Source organism: Ensifer sp. LC163, assembly GCF_001695855.1.
GTDB lineage: Bacteria > Pseudomonadota > Alphaproteobacteria > Rhizobiales > Rhizobiaceae > Ensifer.
In genome coordinates this window covers 337,633-354,631 of sequence record NZ_MBSS01000034.1, presented here as the reverse complement: position 1 = coordinate 354,631, position 16,999 = coordinate 337,633, and the positions used below count along the sequence as shown (strand labels likewise).

Sequence of the window (16,999 nt, the reverse complement as noted above, 5' to 3'; positions counted from 1 at the left end):
CGCGAGCCTTTTCCCTTCGCCGACGACAGCAGCAAAAAAGCCGGCTCCCAACCGGCAAGGAGAGAAAAATGACATCGACAGTGACCCGCCGGGCCCTTTGGGGCGCCGGCCTGAGCATCCTACTGTCCACCGCTGGCGCAGCCGCCGTTCTTTTGGGCCTGCCGCAGCATTTTGAAGCGGATGCCGCAACCGAAACGGCAGCCGCCCCGCCGCCGGCGGTGCCGGTTTCGGTGGCCAAGGCGCAGTCGCGCCGCATCACCACTTGGGAAGACTTTTCCGGGCGGCTCGAAGCGATCGAACGCGTCGAGGTTCGCCCCCGTGTCGGCGGCGCCATCCTCCAAGCCCACTTCCGCGAGGGCGCATTGGTGAAGAAGGGCGACCTGCTGCTTACCATCGACCCCGAGCCCTATGCCGCCGCCGTCGACCGGGCCGCAGCTGAGGTCGCAGCTGCCGAGGCGCGGGTGGCGCTCGCCAAGACCGAACTTGACCGCGGACGCAAACTCGTGACCACGAGCGCGATCCCGCAAAGCGGCGTCGACCAGCGGCTCAGCGCCTTCGACGAGGCGCAGGCAAGCGTACGCTCCGCCAAGGCGGCGTTGCGGACGGCCGAGCTCGACCTGGAATACACCCAGGTGAAAGCACCGATTTCCGGCCGCGTCGGCCGGTTGGAGGTGACCGCCGGCAATCTCGTTGCTGCCGGCTCCGCCTCGCCGGTGCTGACGACGCTTGTTTCGGTTGACCCGATCTATGCAAGCTTCAGCGCCAGCGAAGAGGTGGTCACCACTGCACTCGCCCGGCTCCAGGCTTCGGCCGGCGGCAGCGCGATCGAGCGCATCCCGGTCCAGATCGGCACCGCCGCCGACGAAGGCACGCCGATTTCCGGGCATATCCAGCTCATCAACAACGAGGTGGATGCGGCGACCGGCACGATCCGGGTTCGCGCCGCACTCGAGAATGCCGACGGGCGGCTGATCCCGGGCCAGTTCGTGCGCATTCGCATCGGCGAACCCGAGCCCGAAGAAAAGCTCGTGATCAGCGATCGCGCCATCGGCTCCGACCAGGACAAGAAGTTCGTGTTCGTCGTCGGCTCGGACAACAAGGTGGAATACCGCCAGGTGACGCTCGGCCCGAACTCCGACGGGCTGCGCATCGTCGAAAGCGGCCTGAAGACCGGCGAGAACATTGTCGTCAACGGCCTGCAGCGGGTGCGCCCGGGCGTGCTCGTGGCACCGCAGCAGGTGGAAGAAACGACGGCGTCGATCGCCACCAAATAGGACATGACGGCATCCACTTCGGCTGTCGCCGAAGTGGATGGGCCGCCCAGACATCACTCTGCAGATCCCGGCGCGTGGCGAGTATTCTCGCCGCGACGAAAGGAGATTTGCCTGAACTCGTCCCAAGGGGGATACGTCAATGAACTTCTCACGCTTCTTCGTCGACCGCCCGGTCTTCGCGGGCGTTCTCTCGGTCCTGATCTTCGTGGCCGGCCTGATCGGCATGACCGGTCTGCCGATCTCCGAATATCCCGAAGTCGTGCCGCCGCAGATCGTCGTGCGGGCGCAATATCCCGGCGCCAACCCGGCCGTCATCGCCGAAACCGTGGCAACGCCACTCGAGGAACAGATCAACGGCGTCGAAGGCATGCTCTACATGCAGAGCCAGGCGACGGCCGACGGTCTGATGACCCTGACCGTCACCTTCGAACTCGGCACCGATCCAGACCAGGCCCAGCAGCTGATCCAGAACCGCGTCGCGCAGGCCGAGCCGCGCCTGCCCGAGGAAGTGCGTCGTCTCGGCGTCACGACCGTCAAGAGCTCGCCGGACCTGACGCTCGTCGTGCACCTCTTGTCGCCCAACGGCCAGTACGACATCAACTACCTGCGCAACTACGGCGTCCTCAACGTCAAGGATCGGCTCGCCCGCATCGACGGTGTCGGCCAGGTGCAGATCTTCGGCGGCGGCGACTATTCGATGCGCATCTGGATCGACCCGCAGAAGGCTGCCGAACGCGGCCTTGCGGCGAGCGACGTGGCCAACGCCATCCGCGCGCAGAACGTCCAGGCGGCTGCCGGCGTCATCGGCGCCTCGCCGTCGGTTCCGGGGCTCGACCTGCAGCTCTCCGTCAATGCGCAGGGCCGCCTGCAGACGCCTGAGGATTTTGCCGACATCGTCGTCAAGTCGGGCGCCGGCGGCGAGGTCACGCGCCTCGGCGACGTCGCGCGTGTCGAGATGGGTGCTGCCGACTACTCGCTGCGCTCGCTGCTCGACAACAAGGCCGCGGTCGGCATGGGCGTCTTCCAGGCACCCGGCTCGAACGCGATCCAGATCTCGGAAAACGTGCACAAGGCGATGGCTGAGCTGAAGCTGACCATGCCTGACGGCGTCGACTACGAGATCGTCTACGACACCACCCAGTTCGTGCGCGCCTCGATCGAGTCCGTCATCCACACCCTGCTTGAAGCGATCGCGCTGGTCGTCATCGTCGTCATCGTCTTCCTGCAGACCTGGCGCGCCTCGATCATCCCGCTCGTGGCGGTTCCGGTGTCGATCGTCGGCACCTTCGCGGTGATGTATGTCTTCGGCTTCTCGATCAATGCGCTCAGCCTGTTCGGATTGGTGCTGGCGATCGGCATCGTCGTCGATGACGCCATCGTCGTGGTCGAAAACGTCGAGCGCAACATCGAGCAAGGTCTGTCGCCGATCCAGGCGACCTACCGGGCGATGCAGGAGGTTTCCGGACCGATCATCGCCATTGCGCTGGTGCTCGTCGCCGTGTTCGTGCCGCTTGCCTTCATCACCGGCCTGACCGGGCAGTTCTACCGCCAGTTCGCGCTGACGATCGCCATCTCGACGGTGATCTCCGCCATCAACTCGCTGACGCTTTCCCCGGCCTTGGCCGCCCTCCTCCTGCGCGATCACCACGCACCGAAGGATTGGCTGACCCGCGCCATGGACAAGGTGTTCGGCTGGTTCTTCCGCGGCTTCAACCGCTTCTTCGGCCGCAGCTCGGAAGCCTACGGCCGCGGCGTCGGCAGGATCCTGTCGCGCAAGTCGCTGATCATGGGTGTCTATGTCGTCCTGCTCGGCGTCACCTTCGTGCTGTTCCGCGCCGTTCCCGGCGGCTTCGTGCCGGCCCAGGACAAGCAGTATCTGATCGGTTTCGCGCAGTTGCCTGACGCAGCGACGCTCGACCGCTCGGAAGACGTCATCCGCCGCATGAGCGACATTGCGCTCAAGCATCCCGGCGTCGAAAACGCCATCGCCTTCCCCGGCCTGTCGATCAACGGCTTCACCAACTCGTCGAACTCCGGCATCGTCTTCGTGGCGTTGAAGCCGTTCGAGGAGCGCACGACGCCCGAGCTTTCGGGCGGGGCGATCGCCATGCAGCTGAACCAGGAATTCGGCGCGATCCAGGATGCCTTCATCGCCATGTTTCCGCCGCCGCCCGTCCAGGGTCTCGGCACCACCGGCGGCTTCAAGCTGCAGATCGAGGACAAGAACGGCCTCGGCTACAAGGCGCTGGACGAGGCGGCCAAGGCCTTCCTCGCCAAGGCCTACCAGACGCCGGAGCTGGCCGGTCTCTATTCGAGCTACCAGATCAACGTGCCGCAGCTCTATGCCGATCTCGATCGCGTCAAGGCGCGCCAGCTCGGCGTCGAGGTGACCGATGTCTTCGAAACGCTGCAGATCTATCTCGGTTCGCTCTACGTCAACGACTTCAACGCCTTCGGCCGCACCTACAGCGTTCGCGTCCAGGCCGATGCGAATTACCGCAGCCACGCCGACGACATCGGCAAGCTGAAGGTGCGCTCGCAATCGGGCGAGATGATCCCGCTGTCGGCGCTGTTGAAGGTCGAGCAGACGGTCGGCGCCGAGCGGGCGATCCGCTACAACGGCTTCCTGTCGGCCGACATCAACGGTGGCCCTGCACCGGGCTTCTCCTCGGGCCAGGCCCAGGCCGCCATCGAGAAGATCGCTGCGGAAACGCTGCCGCCGGGCATCTCGTTCGAATGGACGGATCTGACCTACCAGCAGATTCTTGCCGGCAATTCGGGCATGCTCGTCTTCCCGCTGGCGCTGCTGCTCGTCTATCTCGTGCTCGCCGCCCAGTATGAGAGCCTGACCCTGCCGATCGCGATCATCCTGATCGTGCCGATGGGCATCATGGCAGCCCTTGCCGGCGTCTGGCTGACGGGAGGCGACAACAACGTCTTCACGCAGATCGGCTTGATCGTGCTTGTCGGGCTTTCCGCCAAAAACGCGATCCTGATCGTCGAGTTCGCCCGCGAACTGGAACTGTCCGGCAGCACCGCCGTCCAGGCGGCAATCGAGGCGAGTCGGCTGCGTCTGCGGCCGATCCTGATGACCTCGATGGCCTTCATCATGGGTGTCGTGCCCCTGGTGATCTCCACCGGCGCCGGCGCCGAAATGCGCTCGGCCATGGGCGTCGCGGTCTTTGCCGGCATGATCGGCGTCACCGCCTTCGGCATCTTCATGACGCCGGTGTTCTACGTGCTGATCCGCAAGCTTTCGGGCGAGCGGCGGTTGAAGCACGCCGGAGCGCATATTGAAGCACCTCATCTCGCGCCTGGAGAATGAGGTAACCCTGCCCCTATATGCGCTTCGAGCGGGCCGGATCTGATCCGGCCCGCTTACGTTGAAGACAGACGGATAGTCTCAGCCGCCGGCTGCACGTCCATCCTGCGTGACAGGCGCGCAACGATCGGATAAACCAGCACCCTCAATCCCATTGGCCCAAGCGCCACGGAGACGGCATATCGCTACATGACCTCGACCAATCCGATCGCCAATCTCGCCACTCTCATCCGTTGCCCCTCCGTTACGCCCGCCGAAGGCGGTGCGCTCGCGGCGCTCGAAGCCATGCTGAAGCCGCTCGGCTTCGTCGTCGACCGGGTGACCGCGAAGGACGTGGGCACGCCCGATATCGAGAACCTCTATGCCCGGCTTGGCAGCGATGGGCCGCATCTGATGTTTGCCGGCCACACCGACGTGGTGCCGGTCGGCGACGAAAGTGCGTGGACCCACGGCCCGTTTTCCGCCGACATCGCCGGCGGCGAAATGTATGGCCGCGGCGCCGTCGACATGAAGGGCGGCATCGCCTGTTTCGTGGCAGCGGTTGCCCGTCACATCGAAAAGCATGGGGCCCCGAAGGGTTCGGTTTCCCTTCTCATCACCGGCGACGAGGAAGGTCCTGCCATCAACGGCACGACGAAGCTTCTCGACTGGGCAGCCGCCAAGGGCGAGCGCTGGGATGCCTGCCTGGTCGGTGAACCGACCAATCCCGACCGGCTCGGCGACATGATCAAGATCGGCCGGCGTGGGTCGCTTTCGGGCCGGATCACCGTCAACGGCGTTCAGGGCCACGCGGCCTACCCGCATCTGGCGGACAATCCGGTGCGGGGCATCCTGCAACTGACGCAGGCGCTGATGGATCCGCCCTTCGACAACGGCACGGAAAACTTCCAGCCATCCAACCTGGAAGTGACGACGATCGACGTCGGCAACAGCGCCGTCAACGTCATTCCGGCAAAGGCGAGCGCCGCCTTCAATATCCGCTTCAACGATACCTGGACCGCCGAGAGCCTGATGGCGGAGATCGTCGCCCGGCTCGACCGCGCGGCGGCTGATGGCGCGCTGCGGGCGGGTCGCGATCCGGTCAGATACGAGATCACCTGGAACGAGCGCCCGAGCCACGTTTTCCTGACGCGCAACAATGCGCTGATCTCATCGCTGTCGGGCGCGGTCGAAGCGGTCACCGGCCAGCAGCCAAAGCTTTCGACCACCGGCGGCACCTCGGACGCGCGGTTCATCAAGGACTATTGCCCCGTCGTCGAATTCGGCCTCGTCGGCCAGACCATGCACATGGTCGACGAGCGCGTCGCCGTCGCCGACCTTGAAACGCTGACGGGCATCTACGAAACCTTCATCGCCCGATGGTTCGGCCATGCCGCCGCTTGAGGAGGTCCTGGCCTATATCAAGGGCCTCTGGCTGCTGGTCCAGGGCAATGGCGAGGGTTTCCGCTGGCTCGATTTCAGCGAGAGCGGATTGTGGCGCTCGTTTACGGCCATGCTCTGGTGCCTGCCGGCCATCGCCGTCACCTGGGCATCCTGGCGGCTTTATTATCTCTCTGCCATGCCGACCGGCACCACTGTTGGTTTCAGCTTCGTCTTCAAGCTGCTGGTCGTCGACCTCGTCAGCTGGTTGCTGCCGCTCGTCTTGATTTTCATCCTGGCGCGCCCGCTCGGCTTTGCCGCGGCCGTGGTGCCGATCGTTGTCACCACCAACTGGCTTTCCGTGCCGTTGTCCTATGCGATGGCGGTGCCGGCAGCGATCCGCCTGGTCATTCCCGGCAGCGAGGGGCTGACAAGCCTGATCTGGCTGGTGCTGCTCTTCGTCAGCATCGGCGTGCTCTTCCGGCTGCTGCGCATCATCACCGGAAACCAGGTCTTGCTCACCTCGGCGCTGACGGCGCTCTTCCTGCTGCCGTCGATGATGTTGGGCGAGGTGCTGCAGCAGTTCTTCGGCCTGATCCCGAGCTGACAAGCAACACGACAGCACCCGAAAAGCGTCGCGCGCCCTCTGCGCGCGACTGGCCATGTCTCAATAATCGACCTGCATGAAATAGAGCCCGTCAGGCGGCGCCACCGGGCCGCAGGCCTTGCGATCGCGTGCTTCGAGCACCGTCTGCAGCTCGTCCGGCGTCCACTTTCCCTCGCCCACCAGCTTCAGCGAGCCGGCGAAGGAGCGGATCTGATTGTGCAGGAAGCTCTGCGCGGTAGCGCGAATTTCGATCAGGTCGCCGGACCGGGTGACGTCGAGGCGGTCGAGCGTGCGCATCGGGCTTGTCGCCTGGCAATGGGCCGAGCGGAAGGTGGTGAAGTCGTGATGGCCGACGAGCCGCTGCGCGCCTTCATGCATCGCGTGGTGATCAAGCGGCTTCGGCACCCACCAGGCGCGCTTCGCCTCCAGCGCCAGCGGCGACTGTCGACAGATGATCCGATAGAGGTAATGGCGGCGCAGCGCCGAAAACCGCGCGTCGAAGGCGTCGGGAACTTCCTGGGCTTCGAGGATCGAAACGCCCTCGCCGGCCATGCCCAGATGCGCATTCAGCGCATTGCGCAGCGTGTGGGGTTTCCACTGGCGCGTCAGGTCCGCATGCGCCACCTGCCCGACGGCATGCACGCCGGAATCGGTACGCCCGGCCCCGCGGATCGAGACGGTTTCGCCGGTCAGCGACAGGATCGCCTTTTCGATCGCGCCCTGAACGGAGGGGCCGTTGTCCTGCCGCTGCCAGCCGACATAGTTCGAGCCGTCATATTCGACGGTCAGTCGAAAGCGCGGCATCAGCCAACCCTCGTGCCGGCGGCGATCGGCGTGCCGCGCAGGAAATCGGCAACGGCAAGCGCCTTGCCACCCGCCCGCTGCAGCCGCGTCGGCCGGACGGCTCCTTCGCCGCAGGCAATGGTGAGATTATCGTCGAGCACGGTTCCGGCGGCCCCGTCACCGGTCACGCGCTCGGAATTCAGAACCTTGACCCGCTCCGGCTTGCCGGCGATGTCGAGCTCGAACCAGGCGCCCGGAAAGGGTGACAGGCCGCGAATGTGGTCGTGCACTTCGCGCCCCGTCCGGGCGAAATCGATGCGGGTCTCGGCCTTGCTGATCTTGGCGGCGTAGACGACGCCCGCCTCCGCCTGCTCGGTCAGCGGCAGATCATCCGCTTCGAGCTTGCCGATCGCTTCCTTCATCAGGTTAGCGCCGACCTGCATCAGCCGATCGTGAAGCTCGCCAGCCGTCATCGTCTCGCCGATCTGCACCGCCTTGGTGAGTGCGACCGGGCCGGTGTCCAGCCCCTTGTCCATCTTCATCACCATCATGCCGGTCTCATGGTCGCCGGCCATGATGGCGCGCTGGATCGGAGCCGCACCGCGCCAGCGCGGCAGGAGCGAAGCGTGGCCATTGTAGCAGCCGAGCCGCGTTCCGGTCAGGATCACCTCCGGCAGCAACAGGCCATAGGCGACGACGACGGCGACGTCGGCGTCGAACGCGCGGAAGGTCCGGCGATCGGCTTCATCCTTGAAATTGACGGGCGTGAGCACGGGAACGCCCAGCAGCTCGGCGGCCTGGTGCACCGGCGACTTCTGCAGATCGAGCCCCCGGCGTCCGCCGGGCCGCGGCGGCTGGGTGTAGACGGCAACGATCTCGTGGCCGGCTGCCGCGAGTGCGGCCAGCGTCGGCACGGAAAATTCCGGCGTACCCATGAAGATGATGCGAAGCGACAAGGCGGATACTCCGACCGTTTGAAATCAGGCCCCTTCAAACGGGTTTACGCGCCTCAAATCAAGCCCCTCGATCGCAAAGGGCTGCCGACGGCACCGTAAGGACGATCAGATCGCCTTAGAGGACGATCAGATCGCCTCGGAGGACGATCAGATCGCCTTGGCGCCGCGGGTCTTGGCGGCCTTGGTGAACTTGCGGATCACCATGTCGCGCTTGAGCTTGGAGATGTGGTCGATGAACAGCACGCCGTTCAGGTGATCGATCTCGTGCTGCAGGCAGGTCGCCAGCAGGCCATCGGCCTTGACGATCTGCTCCTTGCCGTCACGGTCGAGGTGCTTGACGGTGACCATCGCCGGGCGCTCCACTTCGGCGTAATAGTCCGGAATGGAGAGGCAGCCTTCCTCATAGACCGAGAACTCGTCGGAAGAAGCGACGATTTCGGGATTGATGAAGACGCGGGGGGTCTTCTCGTCCCCTTCCTTGGAGACGTCGAGCACCAGCATGCGCTTCGCTACGCCGATCTGGATGGCAGCGAGCCCGATGCCCGGGGCATCGTACATCGTTTCGAGCATATCGTCGGCCAGGCGACGGATGTCGGCATCGATGGTTTCGATCGGGGTCGAGACCTGACGCAGGACAGGATCGGGGAGAATGATAAGCGGCTTGATCGTCATGTTGCTCCCATAACCGATCTTTCCGTCCGGGTGCAAGAAAATTGGCGCGCACCCTGCAGACGTCCCGGCAATGTCGCCTCTCGTTAACCGCGCCGGATGAATGTTCTTGTTTTGATCTATCGTTGAAAAGAGAATCTGTTAGGCTTGCGGCATGGAACCTGCGCCAATTTCGTTCGATCAGCCCGTTTTTCTCATCGGCACCGTGCCGGTCACCGTCGCCCATCTCTGCATGGTTCTGGCCGTGCTGGCGGTCGGCTTCGTGTTGATGTCCGTTTCGCGGCGGCGGCGGGCTGGCGACGACGAGCGCCATGAACAGATGGCCATGCTTCTGGCGGCGCAAACGGAAATGCAGGGCCGCATCGCGGCGATGGCCGACGTGTTCGGCACCCGTCAGGCGGAACTGAACCAGACGCTGAGCCAGCGGATCGACGGCATGACGCACCGGATCGGCGCCTCGATCAGCGAGCAGACCAAGGCGACGCACGAAAACCTGCGGCGACTGCAGGAGCGTCTGGCGGTGATCGACACCGCCCAGAACAACATCCAGTCGCTGGCAAAGGACATGGCCGGGCTGCAAGCCATTCTTTCGAACAAGCAGACACGCGGCGCCTTTGGCCAGTCGCGCATGGAGACGATCGTCGCCGACGGCCTGCCGATGGGCGCCTTCGCCTTCCAGACGACGCTTTCCAACGGCGCCCGCCCGGACTGCACCATCCGCATGCCGAACGACCAGCCGCCACTGGTGATCGACGCGAAGTTTCCGCTCGAAGCCTGGAACGGCATGCGGGACGCGGCAACCCCGGAGCGCCGCCAGCAGATGGCGCAACTCTTCCGCCGTGACATGGAGGTGCATGTCCGCGATATCGCCAGCAAATATCTGATCCCGGGTGAGACGCAGGAGACGGCATTTCTCTTCGTACCGTCCGAATCGATCTTCGCGGAGATCCACGAGCATTTCGAGGCGATCGTCCAGAAGGCGCACCGGCAGCGGATCGTCATCGTCTCGCCATCGCTGCTGCTCTTGTCGATCCAGGTGATCCAGGCGATCCTCAGGGACGCCCGCATGCGCGAGCAGGCGCACCTCATCCAGGGAGAAGTGGCGCGGCTGATGGAGGACCTGACGCGTCTCGACGAGCGGGTGCGCAAGCTGCAGGGACACTTCGCCATGAGCCAGAAGGATGTCGAAGAGATCCTCATCTCCTCGGGCAAGCTTGCGCGCCGCGGCGCCAAGATCGAAGCGCTGGAACTTGAGGCGGAAGGCGCGGCGCGGCCGGACGACGAACCGCGCCATGCCGTCGACAATCGCGTCGGGCAATTGCGCCTCAGGGTGGTTGACGAGGACTGACGGTCTCGGGCACTCTCCGGCCAAAATCAGCAATTCGACGGGACATCTTCACATGATCACTGTTTTTGGGTCCATCAACATGGACCTGATCGCCACGACCGCGCGCCTGCCGAAGCCCGGCGAAACCGTTGCCGGCTCTGGCTTTTCGACCGCCGCCGGCGGCAAGGGCGCCAACCAGGCGCTGGCCGCGCGGCGTGCCGGTGCCGCCGTTCACATGGCCGGCGCCGTCGGCTCGGACAGTTTTGCCGATGGCGCACTCGAATTGCTCCGGGAGGCCGGCGCCGACCTGTCGCTGACCAAGACTGTCGAGGAACCGACAGGCACGGCCCATATCCTCGTCGGTGGTGACGGCGAGAATGTCATCGTCGTCGTTGCCAGCGCCAACGCAACGGTCAATGAGGCCGATGCCGTTGCCGCCGTCGACGGCATGAACGCCGGCGATACCTTGATGCTGCAGCTGGAAATACCGGCGACCTCGGTCGAAAAGGCACTTGCCGAAGCCCGGCGCAAGGGCATCCGATCGGTCATCAATATCGCGCCCTTGACGCCGGAAGCGGCACGCCTCGGCCGGCTCGCCGATATCGTCATCGCCAACGAGACGGAGTTCGAACTGCTGGCCGGCAAGTCGGGCATCGAAGGTTCCGAGCGCGAAGAGGCGATGAAGAAGCTGCATGCCGAAACCGGGCATACGGTCATCGTCACGCTGGGGGCAGAAGGCGTCGTCGCAGTGCACGAGGGCGAGGTCCATCGCGCCCGGGGTCTCAAGATCGATCCGGTCGATACCGTCGGCGCCGGCGATACGTTCTGCGGCTACCTGGCCGCAAGCCTTGACGAGAAGCTGGCGTTTCACGACGCCCTCAGGCGTGCGGCGGTGGCGGGCTCGCTTGCCTGCCTCAAGCGTGGTGCGCAGCCTTCGATCCCACTTGCCTCAGAGGTAGAGCCACGCATCTGAAGTCGCGGCTTCGATCTTAAAGTGCGTTGCGATCTTTCGCTTACCGCACTTTAACTGCATAATTCCTTAAATCGGAATCGATTTAAGGGCAAAATTATGCAGAAATTCAAAGTGTTACAGCGACCTTTGCGCGTCTAAATAGACGCGCGGCGCTGTAAGCTTTCGTTTTTACGCATGTCGTTATCGCCGAACCGCTGCACATTTTTGCACGACATGCCCTCACGCGCGTCATGTGAAAAAACATCGCGCGACGCGTGTTCCCTATCCTCGTCGTCCCGACGGCACAGCACGTCCGGGCGACAGCCTTGAATCAAGCCCATCGCCGGCCTTTGCGCAAACCCGACAGTCTTTGTCGCGGAGATGAAACTTCGTGCGCAGAATCTCCATCAGCGGGGCATGAATTAGCCATCGCGTTGGCCCTATCTTAAGATTTGGTCGTCTATTCAAGATCATGAGAAAGCCGGTTCCGAAGGGATGGGCAGCCTCCTTAATGCCGGTCGGCATCTGGTGCTCCATGATGGAGTTTCACCCACATTGTGAAATGCGTTCGCCGCAGGTTTCAGCCTGCGGACCTCCCAGCACGTGAGGATTTCATGTTCAAGTTCCAAGCCAAATCGCTGGCGACCAAGCTGATCGCGGTGACGGGCGGCACGATCGCGCTCGTGTTGCTCGCCTCGAACTTCGTTCTTATCTCCCAGACACAGGACCGCGTCGAAACGCTGGTGCTCGACCAGGCAAGCGGCGAAGCAAAGGCCATCGCCTCTGATATCGCCGGCGGCATCGGCGAGCTGGCAAGCGCTTCGCGCTCGATGGCCGGCATCCTTGGCCGCAGCCACGCAGAAAAATCGATGGAACGCGCCGGCGTGATCAACATCCTGCGGGCCAATCTCGAGCAGAACCCCTTCGCTTTCGGCAGCTGGTTCGCCGAAGAACCCAAGGCCTTCGACGGTCGCAAGGAGGAGGTGGCCAACAACAAGGAACTGGGCGCCAACGAGGATGGTATCTTCGCGCCCTATTGGTCCAAGAACCGCAACAACGAGATCCAGTTCTCGACCTTCCGCGCGGACTACGCTGCGGAATGGTACAGCCTTGCCGCAAAGAGCGGCAAGGGCGCGATCACCCCGCCCTATACCGCGCAGGACACCGACGTCCCGACGGCAATGAGTTCGATCGCCTATCCCGTCATGTCCAACGGCAAGCTGATCGGCGTCTCCGGCGTCGACATCTCGCTCGCCTCACTGGCGGACGGTCTTTCCAAGTTGAAGCCGTTCGATACCGGCCGCGTCTACCTGTTGTCGCAGACCGGCAAGTGGCTGGTCGCACCGATCCCGGAGCTTTTGCTCAAGGATTATGACGGCGAAGGCAACGAGATCGTCAAGAACGCGCTGGCTTCCGGTACGTCGGGCGTCATCAAGAACCTGTCCTACGACGGCAACGAGCCGTTCGACCGCGTCGTCTATCCCTTCGCCGTTTCCGGCGTGAACATCAGCTGGATCGTGCTCGTCGACGTACCACGCAGCGCGATCAACGCTCCGGTTCGCGACCAGACCTATATGATGATCATCGGCGGCCTCGTCGTGCTCGGCGCGGTGCTGCTCGGCCTCTATTTCGCCGTCCGCGGTTTCGTTCAGAAGCCGCTCGCCGGCCTCGTCAAAGACGTCAAGAACCTCAGCGACGGCGACTACAGCAATTCGATCACCGGCCAGGACCGCTCCGACGAGACGGGCCAGGTCGCAAAGGCGCTCGAAGGTTTCCGCCACCGGCTGGCCGACACCAAGCGCCTGGAAGGCGAAGCCCGCCACGAACGCGAGCAGGCCGAGCACGAGCGCAGCCGTTCCGAGAGCGAGCGGGCCGAATCCAGCGCCCTTCAGCGCGACATCGTCGCCCGCCTCGGCAACGGACTGTCGCATCTCTCCTCCGGCGATCTCGCCTTCCGCATCACCGACGAGTTCCCCGGTGAATACGCCCAGCTGAAGCGCGACTTCAACGCGACGATGGACAGCCTCGAAGAGACGATCCGCACCGTCAACCACTCCGTCGTCAACATCGGCAATGGCACCAGCGAGATCAGCAGCGCCGCCAACGATCTGTCGCACCGCACCGAACAGCAGGCGGCAAGCCTGGAAGAGACGGCGGCAGCTCTTGACGAGCTGACCTCGCAGGTCAACGCCAGCGCCGAGAACGCCAAGGTCGCCGCCAAGTCGGTGGAAGTGGCCAGCAGCGATGCCGGGCAGTCGGGCGAGGTCGTGCAGAAGGCGATTGCCGCGATGAAGGGCATCGAGCAGTCGTCGCACGAGGTCAGCCGCATCATCGGCGTCATCGACGAGATCGCCTTCCAGACCAACCTGCTGGCGCTCAACGCCGGCGTCGAAGCTGCGCGCGCCGGTGACGCCGGCAAGGGCTTCGCCGTCGTCGCACAGGAGGTCCGCGAGCTCGCCCAACGCTCGGCAAACGCCGCCAAGGAGATCAAGACGCTGATCAACACCTCGGCGGGCCAGGTGCGTGAAGGCGTTGACCTCGTCGGTCGCGCCGGTGGCGCGCTTGAAAAGATCGCCGAGCAGGTGGTCCAGATCAACGGCCTCATCCGCCAGATCTCGAGCTCTGCCTCCGAGCAGGCCGTCGGCCTCAAGGAGATCAACTCGGCCGTCAACCAGATGGACCAGGTGACCCAGCAGAACGCCGCGATGGTGGAAGAAACCACCGCTGCCGGCATGGCGCTCAACGAGGAAGCACGCTCGCTCAGCACGCTGGTCGCCCGCTTCCGCGTCGCACAGCGTTCGACGCAGGCGGCCCAGCCGACCTCGTCGGAAATGCTGCGCGGCACCGCCGAACGCATGCGGGCGGCGGAACGCCCGGCACCCGCTCCTGCCCGCGACGCCCGTCCGGCGCCGAGTGCGGCACGCTCCGGCTATACACCGTCGACCCAGCGCGTCCTGACGCAGACGTCGGGTGCCAACGCGCTCGCCCAGGACAATTGGGAAGAGTTCTGATCCAGCAAGTCATCAAACAAAAAACGGCGCCTCGCGGGGCGCCGTTTTCGTCTGTGATTTTGGCTCGCGCGATCAGATGCGCGCCAGCCGCTCCGTCAACAGGTCGAAGAAGCCCTGATCGTCGATGAAACGCATGACCTTGGCATTGTGTTTGCGGCCCGTCACCTGCCACCAGTCGACCACCGTCATGCCCGTCGTCAGCGGCGACTGAACTTCGATCTCGACATTGCAGTCGCGACCTGTGAAGAACTCGGGCCGCAGGAGGTAGGCGATGACGGTCGGATCGTGCAGCGGGCCGCCGTCCGTGCCGTATTTCTCGATGTCGAACCGCTCGAAGAATTCCAGCATCTCCGCCATGGCGATCGCCGGGGCGCTGCCGATCTCGCGGATCTTCGACACGCGCGCCTTGTGCGTCAGCACCCGGTGGGTGACGTCGAGCGGCATCATGACGATCGGAATGCCCGAACGGAAGACGATCTCGGCGGCTTCCGGGTCGACATAGATGTTGAACTCGGCGGCCGGCGTGACGTTGCCGCCCTCAAAGAAGCCGCCCCCCATCATCACCAGCTCGCGCACCCTCGGCGCGATGTCCGGCGCCTTCTGAACGGCGAGAGCGACGTTGGTCAGCGGACCAAGCGTGCAGAGCGTGACCGTACCCGGCGCCTCAGCGCGCAGCGTCTCGATGATGAAGTCGACGCCATGTTGGGCCTCAAGCGCCATCTTCGGTTCGTCGAGTGTCGGACCGTCGAGACCGGTCTTGCCATGCACGTGCTCGGCGGTGACGAGCGGGCGGGCGATCGGCCGGTCGGCGCCGGCGAAAACCTTGACGTCGGTTCGGTTGCACAGTTCGCAGATGATGCGGGCGTTGCGCGTGGTCATTGCCAAGGGAACGTTGCCGGCTACCGTCGTGATCCCAAGAAGATCGATTTCTTCCGGACTGCCGAAAGCGAGCATGATGGCGGCGGCATCGTCCTGCCCGGGATCAGTGTCTATGATTATTTTTCTCGGCAAGGGCACGCTTGTGTTCCTCCTTGGATTCTCGCGCTGCGGACTATGATTTGCGTGCACGCCGGAGGCAAGCGGCTTGCACTCATTGCGCACAGCTACCATATTGAAAGCGGGATGCTGCTTGGCAGGTCCACAGAATGGTCGCTTGATCTTACAAGGACTTGGGAATGAGCAGAATTACGCCCTTCACGAGCCCACTGCTGCTGGGTTTCGACACGATGGAAAAGACCCTTGAGCGCATCGCCAAGGGAAATGACGGCTACCCGCCCTACAATATCGAGCGTATTCGCGGGGACGATTCGGTCGACGCGCCGGAGCGCTTGCGCATCACGCTCGCCGTCGCCGGCTTTTCCGAAGAAGATCTCGACGTGACGACCGAGGAAAACCAGCTCGTCATTCGCGGCCGCCAGGTCGACACCGGCGATCGCGACTACCTGCATCGCGGCATAGCCGCCCGGCAGTTCCAGCGTACATTCGTGCTTGCCGACGGGATGAAGGTCCTCGGCGCGGAATTGCGCAACGGCCTGCTCTCGGTCGATCTCGTTCGTCCGGAACCGGTGCGTATGGTAAAGAAAATTAACATTTCAGTCCCAGAGTAGGATAACCGGCGGGATTTTCCCCTGGCCGGCGACCACGGAGTACCACCATGGGACTGAAAGCCATCACCTCGTCATTGTCCAAGAACGACCTCGCGCATCTCGGCGAGGGCGAAGTCGGCTATATCAGAAAGATGCGCTCGGAAGAGGTTTCCCGCTGCTTCCCGGAAGCACCGGAAATGGGACCTGGCATTGATCTGTGGGCCCTGTTCGGTGCGGACGGCACGCCGATCCTGTTGACCGACAACCGTTCCAGCACCTTCTACAAGGCCGCTGAGGACGAATTGCGCACGGTCACCCTGCATTGATCGACCGTCGCGGCGAATGACGCCGACGGAACGCCACTGTGCCGCGCGTCAAATCTGACGCGCAACGGAGGCAGCAACGCTTCGAGTGTCCTGAATAATCTGTGCGGTAGACCGCCGCTTAAACACGGCGGAAGGTAAGATAGGCGGAACCCCGCCCTTCCCTGCGTGCCTTGGCCTCGTAGCGCGTGCTCGGCCAGCCCTTAAACGGCGTCAACCAGTCCGACGCCTGTCCGGCCGTCCATTCGAAGGCGGCATGGTCGCGGCAGTGCAGCAGCGTCCAGTTGACGTAGGTATCGATATCGGACGCAAAGCAGAAGAGACCGCCCGGCTTCAGTACGCGCGCAAAGCGGTCGAGATTGACGCTGGAGACGAAGCGACGCTTCCAGTGCTTGCGTTTCGGCCAGGGGTCTGGATAGAGCAGGTCGATCTGGTCGACGCAGGCGGCCGGCATCCAATCTAGCACCTGCGTGGCGTCGTCATTGTAGAGACGAACGTTGGAAACGCCCTTCTCTTCGATCTGCCCCACCAGCTTCGCCATCGAATTGACGAAGGGTTCGACGCCGATGAAACCGGTCGACGGATCTTCGGCCGCGCGATGGATCAGATGCTCGCCGCCACCAAAGCCGATTTCCATACGAATGCGATCGACTGGCTCGGGAAAGAGCGACTTCATGTCTTGCGGCGCGGCGGTACCGAGATCGAGCTTCAGCTTCGGCAGGATGTTTTCGAGATGGGCCGCCTGGCGCTCACGCAGGGGCTTGCCCTTGCGGCGTCCGAAGAAGGCTTCCGTGGCGCGGCTGCGGCGCGGTTCAGTCATGACAATCTTC

14 protein-coding genes are annotated in these 16,999 nt (G+C 63.9%); 9 read left to right on the top strand and 5 right to left on the bottom strand.

Annotated elements, in window-relative coordinates:
* Positions 1-68: 68 nt before the first annotated feature.
* The 4 genes from BC360_RS24315 to BC360_RS24300 all read left to right on the top strand — a co-directional run bounded on the left by BC360_RS24315 (position 69) and on the right by BC360_RS24300 (position 6,562).
* On the top strand, positions 69-1,274 hold the full coding sequence (locus BC360_RS24315) for an efflux RND transporter periplasmic adaptor subunit (protein WP_065783299.1): 1,206 nt from the start codon (positions 69-71) through the stop codon (positions 1,272-1,274).
* Positions 1,275-1,413: 139 nt separating this feature from the next.
* Entirely contained in the window at positions 1,414-4,599 is a 3,186-nt protein-coding gene (locus BC360_RS24310; protein ID WP_065797166.1) for an efflux RND transporter permease subunit, read from the top strand.
* Positions 4,600-4,785: 186 nt separating this feature from the next.
* On the top strand, positions 4,786-5,979 hold the full coding sequence (dapE, locus tag BC360_RS24305; protein WP_065797165.1) for a succinyl-diaminopimelate desuccinylase: 1,194 nt from the start codon (positions 4,786-4,788) through the stop codon (positions 5,977-5,979).
* A complete protein-coding gene (locus tag BC360_RS24300) occupies positions 5,966-6,562 on the top strand; it encodes a hypothetical protein (protein ID WP_065783296.1) in 597 nt (198 codons plus the stop codon). Before dapE ends, BC360_RS24300 begins: the two co-directional genes overlap by 14 nt.
* A gap of 60 nt (positions 6,563-6,622) precedes the next feature.
* On the opposite strand, the gene truA is transcribed toward BC360_RS24300, so the two are convergent.
* The 3 genes from truA to def form a co-directional block, all read right to left on the bottom strand.
* Positions 6,623-7,366, bottom strand: a complete 744-nt coding sequence (truA, locus tag BC360_RS24295; RefSeq protein WP_065783295.1) for a tRNA pseudouridine(38-40) synthase TruA — start codon at positions 7,364-7,366, stop codon at positions 6,623-6,625.
* A complete protein-coding gene (gene fmt / locus BC360_RS24290; RefSeq protein ID WP_065783294.1) occupies positions 7,366-8,301 on the bottom strand; it encodes a methionyl-tRNA formyltransferase in 936 nt (311 codons plus the stop codon). Before fmt ends, truA begins: the two co-directional genes overlap by 1 nt.
* Before the next feature lie 147 nt (positions 8,302-8,448).
* Entirely contained in the window at positions 8,449-8,973 is a 525-nt protein-coding gene (gene def / locus BC360_RS24285; RefSeq protein ID WP_065783293.1) for a peptide deformylase, read from the bottom strand.
* Positions 8,974-9,124: 151 nt separating this feature from the next.
* Here def and BC360_RS24280 point away from each other — a divergent pair, with 151 nt between their 5' ends.
* From BC360_RS24280 to BC360_RS24270, 3 genes are all read left to right on the top strand, one after another.
* Positions 9,125-10,318, top strand: coding sequence for a DNA recombination protein RmuC (locus BC360_RS24280; protein WP_065783292.1), 1,194 nt, complete (start codon positions 9,125-9,127; stop codon positions 10,316-10,318).
* Positions 10,319-10,370: 52 nt separating this feature from the next.
* On the top strand, positions 10,371-11,270 hold the full coding sequence (locus BC360_RS24275) for a ribokinase (protein WP_065793283.1): 900 nt from the start codon (positions 10,371-10,373) through the stop codon (positions 11,268-11,270).
* 593 nt (positions 11,271-11,863) lie between these two features.
* Complete coding sequence (locus BC360_RS24270; RefSeq protein ID WP_065797164.1) at positions 11,864-14,260, top strand: methyl-accepting chemotaxis protein; 2,397 nt, start codon at positions 11,864-11,866, stop codon at positions 14,258-14,260.
* Positions 14,261-14,332: 72 nt separating this feature from the next.
* On the opposite strand, the gene BC360_RS24265 is transcribed toward BC360_RS24270, so the two are convergent.
* Positions 14,333-15,277: a nucleoside hydrolase gene (locus tag BC360_RS24265; protein ID WP_065797163.1), complete on the bottom strand. Its 945-nt coding sequence runs from the start codon at positions 15,275-15,277 to the stop codon at positions 14,333-14,335.
* 158 nt (positions 15,278-15,435) lie between these two features.
* Between BC360_RS24265 and BC360_RS24260 the strand changes: the two genes are divergently transcribed.
* Positions 15,436-15,867, top strand: a complete 432-nt coding sequence (locus tag BC360_RS24260; RefSeq protein WP_053248867.1) for an Hsp20 family protein — start codon at positions 15,436-15,438, stop codon at positions 15,865-15,867.
* 47 nt (positions 15,868-15,914) lie between these two features.
* Positions 15,915-16,172, top strand: coding sequence for a DUF1150 family protein (locus tag BC360_RS24255; RefSeq protein ID WP_065783288.1), 258 nt, complete (start codon positions 15,915-15,917; stop codon positions 16,170-16,172).
* Between the two features lie 118 nt (positions 16,173-16,290).
* On the opposite strand, the gene trmB is transcribed toward BC360_RS24255, so the two are convergent.
* Positions 16,291-16,989 carry a tRNA (guanosine(46)-N7)-methyltransferase TrmB gene (trmB, locus tag BC360_RS24250; RefSeq protein WP_065783287.1) on the bottom strand — a complete coding sequence of 233 codons (699 nt, stop codon included), beginning with the start codon at positions 16,987-16,989 and terminating at the stop codon, positions 16,291-16,293.
* Positions 16,990-16,999: the final 10 nt, after the last annotated feature.